The organism is Chryseobacterium sp. MFBS3-17, from assembly GCF_020687745.1.
GTDB lineage: Bacteria > Bacteroidota > Bacteroidia > Flavobacteriales > Weeksellaceae > Marnyiella.
This window is the reverse complement of sequence record NZ_JAJEWK010000005.1, coordinates 38,355-52,305: the sequence shown is the minus strand read 5'-3', so window position 1 is coordinate 52,305 and position 13,951 is coordinate 38,355. Positions and strand designations below refer to the sequence as shown.

The window sequence follows — 13,951 nt, the reverse complement described above, 5'->3', positions numbered from 1 at the left end:
AAAAGAAATTGACATGACAAAAATCTTAGTGGTATGCCTGGGCAACATTTGCCGCAGTCCGCTGGCCGAAGGAATCTTACAATCCCGGCTGCCCAACCATTTTACAGTAGATTCTGCAGGAACCATTTCCATGCACGAAGGTTGCCACCCGGATCAGCGAGCCATCAAAATTGGCCAGCGCTATGGTGTGGATATTTCACTGCAGCAGTCACGGCCGATTGTGGCTGCAGATTTTCAGGAGTACGACCACATTTATTGCATGGACATCAGTGTGTACCAGAAAGTACAGTCACTGGCAGGCAATGACGCAGAACGGCGTAAAGTAAAACTTTTTCTGGAAGAAGCCGGCTACACCAAAGGACACAATGAAGTGCCGGATCCATACTGGGGTACACTGGCAGATTTCGACGAGGTGTACCATCTGCTGGTGGATGCCAGTGATAAAATTGCGGAGAAATTCCGTACAGAATCCCAAAAATAATTCCCATGCTTTTCCTGATTCCTGCTTATTTATCTGAAAATTCACCGGTTGCTTATTTTGCACCCGCCATCCGGGAATATATTCTGAAAACAGATTATTTTTTTGTAGAAAATGAAAAAACTGCCCGGAAAGTCATTAAATTCTTTTGCCCCGAAAAAAAACAACCGGATCTGAAACTCTACCTGCTGGATAAATATTCGGAATCTGCTGATTTGGCAGAAGCGCGGCGACTGATGAAAGATGGTCATGATTTCGGATTGCTTTCGGAAGCCGGACTGCCTTGTATAGCCGATCCCGGTAATATTATGGTGAAATGGTGTCATGAAAACCAGATACAGGTGGTGCCGGTAAACGGGCCGTCATCCATCATTCTCGCATTAATTTCCAGCGGTTTTAACGGACAGCAGTTTACCTTCCACGGATATCTGCCCATAGATAAATCTGAAAAGAAAAAGAAAATTCAGCAGTTGGAAAATGCTGTGCAGCAAAGCGGTTATTCCCAGATTTTCATGGAAACACCGTACCGAAACAATCAACTGGTAGAAGATTTAATGAAATTCCTGAATCCCAGTACCAGTCTTTGTATTGCGGCGAACATTAATGACCCGGACCGTGAATTCATCCGTACCCGGTCCATGAAAGACTGGCAAAAAGAAAAGCCGGAACTCCATAAAATTCCGGCGGTTTTTGTTCTGGGCAAATAAAACTTTTATTTTTCGTGATGATAGGTGAGTCCCGTCACATCATCATCCTGCAATGACAGGGTAGTCGCATTGATTTCCTTCACAATTTTGATTCCGTCTGCAGAAAACTGAATAAACATGCGCTGCTGATGGTCGGTAGAAGAGACATCCTCATACAGGGAGTAGGTGCCACTACTGATTTCCACATCATTTTCGCTGATGGTGTACTGCCATTCCGAAGTAAAATCTAAACTCACCGTTTTGCCTGTGCTAAGGGGAGTTTCGTTCACATTGGGTCCTGCTGTGGACACCCATTTCCAGGTGCCGGTATAGGCTTCGTTGGAGAACTCGTCTTCACGGTTGTCACAGGCACATAATAACAGCAGGAAAACAGGGATGAGGAACAATAATTTTTTCATAGCAGATATTTTCATCAAAGATACCATTAAAAAAGACGTTTCTACAGAGCGGGAATCGTGAATATTATCATGTGTGCCGGCTGAGATGACACAAAAAAGGTTCCGGAAATGTGCCGGAACCCGTCTGTTATTTTACAGTATATTTCTTGAAAGCCGAGCAGGTGATTAACCAATTTCCACTCCGTTTTCCACCTGGTCATCCGGTGTTACAAAGCTGAGTTTGCCATCAGATTTCGTGGTAAGCAGGAGCATACCCTGGGATTCTATTCCACGGATTTTTCTGGGTGCCAGGTTCAGCAAAATCATCACTTGTTTGCCTACACATTCTTCAGGAGTAAAACTTTCTGCCACACCGGATACGACTGTTCGTACATCTACTCCGGTATCTACAGTAAACTTCAGGAGTTTATCTGCTTTTTCCACTTTTTCTGCGGTAAGGATGGTGGCGGTTCTGAGGTCTATTTTGGTAAAATCGTCAAAGGTGATTTCTTCTTTCATAGGATTGGCGTTGGGATTGGTTTTTTTATTGGATTGCTTAGTGTTTTCCAGTTTCTGAATTTGTTTTTCTATGGTTTCATCTTCTATTTTTGAAAACAGAAGTGTGGCTTCATGAATCTGATGTCCGGCAGGAATCAGCATCTCCCCGAGTTCCACCGTTTGCCAGTCCATCTGCTTCACATTGAACATTTGCTGCAGTTTTTGGGCACTGAAAGGCAGGAACGGTTCACAGATCTGGGCCAGCCCTACGGCAATCTGGGCAGATACAAACAGCGCATGAGCGGCTTTTTCCGGCTGATCTTTAATGGTTTTCCACGGTTCTTCTGTCTGCAGATACTGGTTACCAAAACGCGCCAGATTCATCATGGATGACAAGGCGTTGCGGAATTCAAAGTGCTCCAGATATTGGCGTATTTCTCCCGCTGCTTTTGAGATTTCACCCAGCTCCGGTGCATTTTCCGGGCCTGCCGGCACCACACCGTTATAATATTTATGAATGAGTACTGCTACGCGGTTGATGAAGTTGCCAAAGATGCCTACCAGCTCAGAATTATTTTTGGTCTGAAAATCCTTCCATGTAAAGTTATTGTCTTTGGTTTCCGGAGCAGAAGAGAGCAATGCGTAGCGCAGTACGTCCTGCTGGCCAGGGAAATCTTCCACATATTCATGTGCCCACACGGCCCAGTTCCGGGAGGTGGAAATTTTATCATTTTCGAGATTCAGGAATTCGAAGGCAGGAACATTTTTGGGCATTTTATAGTCACCGTGAGCCTTCATCATGGCCGGGAAAATAATGCAGTGGAATACAATATTATCTTTTCCGATGAAATGGATGAGTTCAGAATCGTCGCTCTGCCAGTAATCTTTCCAGTTTTTTCCATTTTTGGCGGCCCATTCCTGGGTAAAGGATACATAACCGATGGGCGCATCAAACCACACGTAAAGCACCTTGCCTTCGGCATCGGGCAGGGGAACCGGCACACCCCAGTTCAGGTCGCGGGTCATGGCGCGGGGTTTCAGTCCGTCATTCAGCCAGGATTTTACCTGTCCATATACATTCGGTTTCCAGTCCTCTTTGTGTCCGTCTATAATCCAGGTGTTCAGGAAATCTTCATACTCATTCAGCGGCAAATACCAGTTTTTGGTTTCCTTCAGTACAGGTACATTTCCGCTGAGCATGGATTTCGGGTTTATTAATTCTGACGGAGACAGGGTAGAGCCACATTTTTCACACTGATCGCCATAGGCATTTTCATTGCTGCAGGAAGGACAGGTTCCCACAATATAGCGGTCTGCCAGAAACTCACCGGCTTGTTCGTCAAAATACTGTTCAGAAACTTCCTCGGTGAATTTACCTTTTTCATAGAGGGTTTTAAAGAAATCCTGACTGACTTCATAATGTTTGGGAGCGGTGGTTCTGGAGTATTCGTCAAAAGAAATCCCCAGATCTGCGAAAGATTTTTTGATGATTTCATGGTATTTATCCACAATATCCTGCGGGGTCACCCCTTCTTTTTTCGCCCGGATGGTAATCGGGATGCCGTGTTCATCTGAACCACAAATAAAAGCTACATCCTGGCCGGTTCTTCTGCAAAATCTGGCATAGACGTCTGCAGGAACATACACGCCGGCCAGGTGTCCTATGTGCACAGGTCCGTTGGCATATGGCAATGCAGCAGTAATCATCTTTCTTTCTGACATATTTCTCAATACTTTTTTTAAGACCACAAAGATAAGACTTCTGCGGGTGACCACGAAAGTTAAATTTTAGGAATCATTAACAAAATATTAACGGAATGTAACATTATTCGCCGTTTTAAGATTAAAAAAGTTAAACATTTGTTTAAACAATTTCTATTGTATCGTTATGAGTAAATAGACCATCATTTTAACTAAATCATTATATATCAAATAATTAAAAATAGGTTTTGCTTAATATACAGATTTCGGCATTAGAACAAATAGAATCTTAATAAAAATTTAATTTGAATCAAAAAAAATGTATTTTAGTCCACGATTGCAAGAGATAAAAGCATTAAAAGAGAAAATATTAACCTAAAAATTTAATTTTGTGAGAAACTTCAGTTCAGTTTTGAAAATTGCTCCCGCTTTCCTCCTCGCAGGAACGGTGATGCAGGGACAAACGACCGACACCACATCCGGTTCCCGCGAAGCGAGTATAGAAGAGGTGGTGCTCATCGGTTACGGAAGACAAAAGAAAACCGATCTCACGGGATCTATCGTTTCCGTAAGTGAAAAAGACTTTAATGGCGGCGCCACCTCTCCCGAACAGCTCATCCAGGGAAAAACACCCGGAGTGGCCATTACAGGAAACGGCGGGGCACCCGGATCCGGATCCACCATCAGAATCCGTGGTGGCGCATCCCTGAACGCAAACAGCAGTCCATTAATCGTTATTGACGGGATTCCGCAGGATTATAACGGGCTCTCCGGGGCATCTGACCCATTGGCACTCATTAATCCGAATGACATTGAAACTTTTGACATTCTGAAAGATGCTTCAGCTGCTGCCATTTACGGTAACAGAGCTTCTAATGGAGTTATTTTAATCACGACGAAAAGAGGATCTTCCGGCAGATTGAAGGTGAATTTCTCTACCACTGCATCGGTGTCCACAAAAATGGGCAATGTAGATGTGCTGGATGCAGATCGTTTCCGTGAATATGTTTTGAATAACACTTCGTCAAACTATGCAAGCAAACTGGGCACCGCCAGTACCAACTGGCAGGATCTGATTTATCAGGAAGCTTTCGGTACCGATAATAACCTGGCTCTTTCCGGCGGTATTAAAGGATTGCCTTACCGTTTATCCTTAGGGTATAATGAACAGAACGGTATTGTGAGAACAAACTCCTTCCGCAGAAGTTCTGTAGGCCTGAATCTGAATCCTAAATTTCTGGACAATCACCTTACTGTAAATGTGACGGCCAAAGGAACCTTCACAGACAATCAGTTTCCGGACGGCGGCGCCATCAACAGTGCCATTTATTTTGATCCTACCCAGGAGGTGTATATGGATGATGACCGGTTCGGCGGCTACTATGAATGGCTGCTGAATGGCAATCTGAATGTGAACGGCACCAAAAATCCGCTGGGACTTCTGTACGGATCAAGAAGAGTTTCTTCCGTGTACAGAGGTGTGGGAGGCCTGCAACTGGATTATAAATTTCACTTTTTACCGGATCTGAGATGGAATATTAACCTCGGATATGACTATTCCAAAGGCGAAGGCGTGAACCGGGTGTACGCCAACAGTGGTGCAGGATATCTGGATCAGGGCTCAGTGAACACCTATAAGCAGATGAAAACCAATAAATTGCTGGAAACTTATCTGAATTATGTAAAAAACATCAGCGCGATCAATACCAATGTGGATGTGATGGCAGGTTATGCCTATCAGAATTTCAACAATGAAGTGCCTGCTGGTCTCACCACATTTGGTGACCCTGCAAAACCGTCTCTGAGTGGCAGAAATTATGAATCAGACCTCACACTGCTGTCTTTTTATGGAAGGGCTATTTTCACCATTGCCGACAAGTACATCATTACCGGATCTTTCAGACGTGACGGTTCTTCCAGATTCTATAACGGAACCACAGACAATGCCTGGGGCAACTTCCCGGCTGTAGCAGCTGCATGGAAGATTAACGAAGAAAACTTCATGCAGAATGCAGCATTCGTGAACACATTAAAACTCAGAGTAGGTTATGGCGTTACCGGACAGCAGGAAATTGCCGGACCTTATCCTTCTTTCGCTGCCTATAATCTGAGTGGTGATGGTGCCCAATACGGATTCGGAGATCAGTTTTATTATATGTACAGACCGCAGGTATATAATCCTGGTCTTACCTGGGAAACGACGCTGACCCAGAATATAGGTCTGGATTTCGGCTTTGCCAATAACCGGATAAACGGAAGTATAGATGTGTATAAGAAAAACACAGATGATCTTCTGGGTTATGTGCCCGTTCCTGCCGGAGATCTGAGTAACTTTAACAACAAGAACATCGGTGAGATGGAGAACAAGGGTTTCGAAGTAACCCTGAACCTGGTTCCGGTACGTTCGGAGAATACCACCTGGGATCTGAACTTCAATGCCACTCATTATACATCTAAAGTAACCAGCCTGTCAGACCAGGTAGCAGATGACTACATCATTCAGTTCGGTCCGGTACTTGCTGGTGGGGTAGGAAACCAGATTCAGGCTCATTCTGTGGGTTACACGCCATCTTCATTCTATGTATATCAGCAGGTGTATGATGCCAATGGTAAACCGCTGGATAATGTGTTTGTAGACCGCAATGGTGACGGACAGATTACTACTGAAGATAAATATTTCTACAAATCTACCACGCCGGATGCCATCTTTGGGTTCTCTACCAAACTGGCACACAAAAACTGGGATTTTGGGTTCTCACTGCGGGCAGTATTGGGCAATTATGTGTATAATAATGCCGCATCCAACAGTTCTGTGCAGAACATTGCCACCAATGAATTCCTTTCTAATGTCTATTCCAGTGCAGCAACCAATAATTTTGCTGCCATCAGACTCTGGTCAGACATGTATGTGGAAAACGCATCATTCCTGAGAATGGACAATGCCACCATCGGGTATAATTTCGGAGATTTTATGGCTAAAAATAGCAATCTGCGGGTGTACGGAATGGCTCAGAATGTTTTTGTGATCAGTAAATACAGCGGTGTGGATCCTGAAATTTTTGGAAATGTGGACAATGGTTTTTACCAGAGACCCAAAGTATATTCATTAGGCCTTAACTTTCAATTTTAAATAATTTAAATAATGAAATTTCTCAATATAAAATCAAGATCGGTAATTGCGGCCATTGCAGTGGGATCCCTGTTTTTTAATGTATCCTGTCTCGGCGATCTGGAGCGCGAACCCATTACAGACGTTACATCAGCCAGCGTTTTCAAAGATTTCAGCAATTACAACAGTCTGCTTGCCAAATTATACGGTAACGTTGCCGTAGGGGGCCAGGAATCAGGTGATGGGAGTTCAGACATCAGCGGTATCGATGGTGGGTTTTCCAATTACCTGAGACAACTGTACACTTTGCAGGTCATCACCACAGATGAAGCCATCATCGGGTGGAATGACGGAAACCTTCCGGATATGCACCGTATGAACTGGAATTCATCCAACGAGTTCATCAATGCATTGTACTACAGACTGTACACACAGGTGGCTTTCTGTAATGAATTCATCAGAAATACCACAGACGAAAAACTTTCTTCCAACGGAATTTCCGGGGACAATGCCACTGAAGCCCGGTACATGAGAGCCGAGGCCAGATTTTTGCGCGCTCAGGCATACTACCATGCCCTGGATATGTTTGGCAATATTCCTTTTGTGGATGATGCTGTACTGCCCGGGACCGCATTGCCTACCCGCATGACCCGCGCCGAAGCATTTGCCTACGTAGAATCTGAACTTAAAATCTGCGAAAACGAAATGCGTGAAGCCAGAACCGGATTGTACGGCAGAGCCAACCGCGGGGCAGCCTGGGCACTTCTGGCAAGACTCTATCTGAATGCCGAAGTATATACCGGCAGTGCCAGAAATAACGAGGTCATTACCTACGCCGAAAAAATCATCAATGCCGGTTATTCATTGAAACCGGAATATGAAGATCTGTTCCTGGCAGACAACCACGTTAATAATGACGAGGTGATTCTGCCCGTGGTCTATGATGGCACCTATACCCAAACCAATGGTGGTACTACATTTTTGGTACATGCTGCAGTAGGAGGCAATATGAATGCTGCAGATTTTGGTATCAATGGTGGCTGGGGCGGAATCCGGACTACCAAGAATTTTGTCAATCTCTTTGAGCCTTCAGATCTGCGCGGCCGGTTCCATACCAATGGCCAGAATCTGGAAATCAACAGCTACCCGGGAGATTTTACAGATGGCTATGCTTTCATCAAATATAAGAACATCACCAGTACCGGCGTTGCAGGAGTGCATGATAACTGGGTCTCTACAGACGTACCCATGTACAGGCTGGCAGATGTTTACCTGATGTATGCAGAAGCTACCCTGCGCGGTGGCACCGGAAATATGGCGACAGCTTTAGGTTACATAAACCAGCTGAGAAACAGAGCAAATGCGGCACCGGTTTCATCTATTAATCTGGACTTTATTCTGGACGAAAGAGCCAGAGAGCTTTCCTGGGAATTTACCCGCAGAACAGACCTGATTCGTTTCGGACTATTCACATCCGGATCTTATGTGTGGCCATGGAAAGGAGGCGTAAAAGACGGACAAGCGGTGGCAGATTACCGCAATCTGTTCCCCATTCCTGCCAATGATATTATTTCAAATTCTAACCTGATTCAAAATCCGGGTTATTAACCATAAAATTCTGAGAGATGAAAAACATATGTAAACTATTATTTGTGGCGCTGCTGGGACTCATGGTCATATCCTGCGAAAAGGACGAAGATATGGCGGTGCTGGTGAATACCACTGAAGGCTCACTCACTTCAGATGTGAATAGCATTTTGCTGGATCAGGCTTTGCTGAATTCCCCCGCCGTTCATTTCACGTGGACAGAACCTGCATTCAATATTCCGGTGGCAACCACCCAACAGTTACAGTTTGCCACCGCCGGGTTTGATTTCAATAAACCGGAGAATTATGCACTGCCGGAAGGAACCAATACCGCAGCACTTACCCATGAGCAACTGAATTCGATCGTGGTAAAAAACAACATCGGACTTGTTCCCGGAACCGCCGGACAGGTGGAGGTAAGACTGCAGACCATTACCGGAAATACCAGTTTTTATTCAGAATCCATTACCCTCACCATTACCCCGTTTGTTCCGAATCCGGACCTGATTTATCCTAAGATCAATGTACCGGGCAGCTACGGAACAGCAGCCGGATATGCAGACTGGGACCCCGGGAACACCATGAACCTTTATTCGCCCGCAGCAGACGGAAAATACAGAGGGTTTATTTATGTGAGTGCAGCTGCCTCCGAGTATAAATTCACCATCAATCAGGACTGGGCAGGTGACAAAGGTGACGACGGAACCTTTACCGGAATACTCGTTGCAGATGGTGAAGTGAATATTCCTGCTGCAACAGCCGGAACGTATTACCTGAATGTGGACTGGGACAATAATACGTATACCACTTCACTGGCAGATTTCGGAATCATCGGGGATGCTACGCCTACCGGTTGGGGTTCTGATACAGATTTTGTGTACAATCCGGCAACCAAAAACTGGGAAATTGCTTCTATAGCACTTACGGCGGGCGGCTATTTTAAATTCCGGGCCAATGACGACTGGGCTATAAAATTCCAGCCAGCGGCGGCAGATGAAGTGCTGACCTCCGGTGCAGAAGTACAAACCTATATGAGCGCCGAAGGAACCGTAAACGGAGACCCGAACTATCAGGTAGATGTGAGCGGTAATTACAGGGTGGTGCTGGATCTGCACAATTCTGCGTACTACAATCTGACCCTGATCAAGCTGTAAAAAACAGATCAGAATAAAAAACTGTTGCTCTTCAGCAGCAGTTTTTTTATCAGTTGCACCGGCCATACGCCGTAACTGAAAATTTAATAATATCATCAAAAAAATCTACATGAAAGTGATTAAAATCGCAACCGTTTTTCTTCTGGCAACAACTTGTGCACTCCAGGCACAAACCCTGAAATCTCCCGACGGGAAGTTCGAAATGAACTTTCAACTGAAAGACGGTGTGCCGTATTATAATTTAAAACATCAGGGCAAAACCGTAGTAGAAGATTCCAGGCTCGGACTGAGGTTGTTGCGCGACGGCGAAATTCAGTTTGCTTCAGAAATTGAACATAAAAATCAACAGGGCAAAGACCTGAATTCAGGATTTACCAAAACCGCCGAGAAATTTGACTCCAGAAATGAAACCTGGAATCCGGTACTGGGCGAAAAGAAATCGTACATCAACCATTATAATGAGCTGGCAGTTACTCTGGATCAGACTGATAACAACCGGCATATGATTGTAAAATTCCGGCTGTTTAATGACGGACTCGGTTTCCGCTACGAATTTCCGGAGCAGGAAAATCTGAATTATTTCATCATCCGGGAAGAAGATTCAGAAATCGATCTGCCTTCCGACATGAAAGCCTGGTGGCTGGCCGGGGATTACGACTCTCAGGAATATCAGACTCAGACCACGCTATTGTCTGAGGTGCCGGCAAGATGGCCGCATTCCTTTGACGGAAATGCTTCACAGACTCCTGTAAAAAATGCCTTGCAGACGCCACTGATGCTCAAAAAAGAAGGAAAGGAACCTTTGTACATCAATATTGCCGAGGCGGGCGTCATTAATTATCCGGCTTCCCATCTGGAACTGGATGCCACAGCATTTAAGTTCAAGACCCATCTCACGCCGGATGCACAGGGTGCCAAAGGGTATATCCAGACACCGGCAGTATCGCCATGGCGCACCATCATTGTGTCCCCGAAAGCCGAGGAGATTCTGGATTCCAAAATGATTTTTAATCTGAACGAGCCTACCGATTACGACGATACTTCTTATATAAAGCCTACCAAATACATGGGAGTGTGGTGGGAAATGATCATCGGGAAATCCCAGTGGGCATATTCTACTGCCAAAAATGTGCACATCGGTAAAACAGATTTCACCAAACTTACCCCCAACGGTAATCATGCGGCCAATAACATCAAAGTGAAGGAATATATAGATTTTGCTGCGGCCCATGGTTTTGATGCTTTGCTGGTAGAAGGCTGGAATGTGGGCTGGGAAGACTGGTTCGGACACAGCAAGGAGTTTGTTTTTGATTTCATAACCCCTTATCCGGATTTTGACATCAAGATGCTCAATGACTATGCGCATTCCAAAAACATCCGCCTCATGATGCATCACGAAACTTCCGGTGCGGCCACCAATTATGAACGCTGGGCCGATAAAGCCTTTCAGCTGATGAACAAATACGGTTATAATGCCGTGAAAACAGGGTATGTGGGCAATATCATCCCACGCGGCGAGCATCACTATTCGCAGTGGACCATCAACCATTATCTCAGAATTGCGGAAAAAGCACACGAATATAAAATCATGGTCAACTCGCATGAGTCGGTGCGGCCATCAGGGCTCAGCAGAACCTACCCGAACTGGATAGCAGCAGAGGCAGCACGCGGCACAGAGTTCGAGGCATTTGGCGGCAACAATCCGGACCACCAGACCATTTTGCCATTTACCCGCTATATGGGCGGACCTATGGACTATACGCCGGGCATTTTCCAGACTCAACTGGATTATTATTTCCCGGGTGACAACAGATATGTGAAAACCACCCTTGCCAAGCAGCTGGCACTGTATGTGGTGATGTACTCTCCGCTGCAGATGGCCGCAGACCTTCCGGAGAACTATGCCCGCCATCCGGAAGCATTTCAGTTCATTAAAGATGTAGCGCTGGACTGGGACGACACCAAAATTCTGGCTGCCGAACCGGGAGACTACATTCATACAGCCAGAAAAACAAAAGGCAAGGATGAGTGGTTTGTAGGCGGCATTACCGATGAAAATGCCCGCAGTTATACCGTAGATTTTTCTTTCCTCCCGAAGGGAAGAAAATATGAAGCCACCCTCTATGCAGATGGGGGAGACGCAGACTATATCCGCAATCCACAATCCTACAAAATCACCAGAAAAACGGTAACCAGCAAGAGCAAACTTCCGGTAAAACTTGCCCGGAGCGGCGGTTATGCCATCACACTGAGACCTGTAAAGCCGTGATTGATCAGGAGCTTTTTCCCGCTGTCCGCTGTATCTTTTCCGGTGCATTCGGCTCCGCTCATGTACCGGAAAAGGATGCCGCTTCCATCGGGGCTAATGACAAAAGGACTCTTTGGGCGCTCGCTTCGCTCGCGCCCCACATTCATCATCAGTCTAGCAGTTAATGAACCCTGCAAGGCATTAAAACCCACATCCTATGAAGAATATCACCCTGTTTTTTCTCCTTATTTCGGCACTCATCTCCGGCCAGATCCAGAAAGTGGAACCCGCATTCTGGTGGAAAGGCATGAAGGATCCTAAACTCCAAATTCTGCTCTATGGTCCCGGTATTGCCACCAAAACGCTGGAACTCACACCGGGAGTGACCGTGCAGGAAATCATAAAAACCGAAAACCCGAATTATATTTTCGTGACGGTCAATACGGCGGCCATTGCGCAGGATTCCTTTGACATCATTCTGAAAGACGGCCGCAAAACATTAAGCAGATACACCTACCAACTGAAAGAGCGGAAAAGTGGTTCTGCCCGCCGGAAATCTTTTTCCTCCGAGGACGTCATTTATCTCATCATGCCAGACCGTTTTGCCAATGGTAATCCGGCCAACGATTCTGTGAAAGAACTCACCGAAAAGGCCAACCGCCAACTCCCGGACGGCCGCCACGGGGGCGATCTGCGGGGAATCATTAACCATCTGGATTATTTGAAGAATCTGGGCGTTACGGCATTGTGGCTGACTCCGGTAAATGAAGATAATGAAAACAAAAGCTCCTACCACGGCTATGCCCAGACCGATCTATACAAAATAGACGGCCGTTACGGAAGCAATGAGGAATATCTGGAACTTTCGCAGGAATTGCAGAAGAGAAATATGATGCTCATTCAGGATTATGTGACCAATCACTGGGGAATTTCACACTGGCTGATTCAGGATTTGCCTGCACAAGACTGGATTCATCAGTTTCCGGACGGCGAAGGAACACACGGCTTCAAACGTTCCAATTACCGCACGACCTCACAGTTTGACAAAAACGTGGCAACGGTGGACCGGGAAGAAGCACTTAATGGCTGGTTCGATACCACCATGCCGGATCTGAACCAAAGCAATCCGCTGGTGCTGAAATATCTGACTCAGAACGCCATCTGGTGGATAGAATATGCGGAACTGGGCGGTCTGCGTGTGGATACCTATCCGTATAACGATAAAGACGCTATGGCCCATTGGGCAAAATCCATTACCGATGAATATCCGAACCTGAATATTGTAGGGGAGGCATGGATGTACAGTCCGGCACACATTGCCTACTGGCAGAAAGATTCCAAAATAGGCGCTATAGACGGTTACAATTCGCAACTGCCGTCTGTGATGGATTTCACCCTTTTCAGTGATTTACCGGCAGCACTGCAGGAACAGGAAAGCTGGGACAAAGGTCTGATTAAAATTTACAATGCTATGGGAAGTGATTTCCTGTATCCGGACATTCATAACATCATGGTTTTTTTTGAGAATCACGATACCGAAAGATGGAACGAAATCTTCAACGCGGATCCCCGGTACTACAAAATGGCGCTGACACTCATTGCCACCATCAGGGGGATTCCTCAGATTTATTACGGTTCAGAAATCGGGATGCGCGGGGAGAAATCCAAAGGAGATGCAGACATCCGCAGAGATTTTCCCGGTGGCTGGCCCGGCGATGCTCAGAACGCCTTCAATCCTGCCAGCCAAACAGCGCAGCAAAAAGAGTTTCATGAGTTTACCCGCAAATTATTGAACTGGCGCAAGCATAAAACGGTCATTCACAAAGGAAAAACCACGCACTATATGCCAAAGGAAAGCGTTTATGTCTATTTCAGACATCATGAAAACGAAAAGGTGATGGTAGTCATCAACAACAATAAACAGGAGCAGCGGCTTTCTCTGGAACGCTTTGGTGAATCCCTTGCTGGCGTGCAGACCGGTACGGATATCATCAGTGCTAAGAATTTCTCCATAGGCAAAGAAAAAAGTATCACAATTGCTCCGAAAAGTTCCTTAATTTTGGAATTGAAGTAATGACAGACCGCAAATACT

9 protein-coding genes are annotated in these 13,951 nt (G+C 45.7%); 7 read left to right on the top strand and 2 right to left on the bottom strand.

What is annotated here, in order from left to right:
* Window positions 1-13 precede the first annotated feature (13 nt).
* Together LKO26_RS02795 and LKO26_RS02790 are read left to right on the top strand one after the other, a co-directional pair.
* The gene (locus LKO26_RS02795; protein WP_262907397.1) at window positions 14-481 is read left to right on the top strand and encodes a low molecular weight protein-tyrosine-phosphatase; all 468 of its coding nucleotides are present in this window, start codon (window positions 14-16) and stop codon (window positions 479-481) included.
* A gap of 5 nt (window positions 482-486) precedes the next feature.
* Window positions 487-1,185 carry an SAM-dependent methyltransferase gene (locus LKO26_RS02790; protein ID WP_227586316.1) on the top strand — a complete coding sequence of 233 codons (699 nt, stop codon included), beginning with the start codon at window positions 487-489 and terminating at the stop codon, window positions 1,183-1,185.
* 5 nt (window positions 1,186-1,190) lie between these two features.
* On the opposite strand, the gene LKO26_RS02785 is transcribed toward LKO26_RS02790, so the two are convergent.
* Together LKO26_RS02785 and metG are read right to left on the bottom strand one after the other, a co-directional pair.
* Window positions 1,191-1,583 (bottom strand): hypothetical protein, encoded by a 393-nt coding sequence (locus LKO26_RS02785; RefSeq protein ID WP_227586315.1) that lies wholly within the window; start codon window positions 1,581-1,583, stop codon window positions 1,191-1,193.
* 165 nt (window positions 1,584-1,748) lie between these two features.
* Window positions 1,749-3,782 (bottom strand): methionine--tRNA ligase, encoded by a 2,034-nt coding sequence (gene metG / locus LKO26_RS02780; protein WP_227586314.1) that lies wholly within the window; start codon window positions 3,780-3,782, stop codon window positions 1,749-1,751.
* A 370-nt stretch (window positions 3,783-4,152) separates the two neighbouring features.
* On the opposite strand from metG, the gene LKO26_RS02775 reads away from it, so the two are divergent.
* The 5 genes from LKO26_RS02775 (at window position 4,153) to LKO26_RS02755 (ending at window position 13,933) form a co-directional block, all read left to right on the top strand.
* Window positions 4,153-6,891, top strand: a complete 2,739-nt coding sequence (locus LKO26_RS02775; protein WP_227586313.1) for a SusC/RagA family TonB-linked outer membrane protein — start codon at window positions 4,153-4,155, stop codon at window positions 6,889-6,891.
* Between the two features lie 12 nt (window positions 6,892-6,903).
* Entirely contained in the window at window positions 6,904-8,478 is a 1,575-nt protein-coding gene (locus LKO26_RS02770) for a RagB/SusD family nutrient uptake outer membrane protein (protein ID WP_227586312.1), read from the top strand.
* 17 nt (window positions 8,479-8,495) lie between these two features.
* Window positions 8,496-9,611 carry a SusE domain-containing protein gene (locus LKO26_RS02765; protein WP_227586311.1) on the top strand — a complete coding sequence of 372 codons (1,116 nt, stop codon included), beginning with the start codon at window positions 8,496-8,498 and terminating at the stop codon, window positions 9,609-9,611.
* 109 nt (window positions 9,612-9,720) lie between these two features.
* Complete coding sequence (locus LKO26_RS02760) at window positions 9,721-11,880, top strand: glycoside hydrolase family 97 protein (RefSeq protein WP_227586310.1); 2,160 nt, start codon at window positions 9,721-9,723, stop codon at window positions 11,878-11,880.
* Between the two features lie 196 nt (window positions 11,881-12,076).
* Window positions 12,077-13,933, top strand: a complete 1,857-nt coding sequence (locus tag LKO26_RS02755; RefSeq protein WP_227586309.1) for a glycoside hydrolase family 13 protein — start codon at window positions 12,077-12,079, stop codon at window positions 13,931-13,933.
* Window positions 13,934-13,951: the final 18 nt, after the last annotated feature.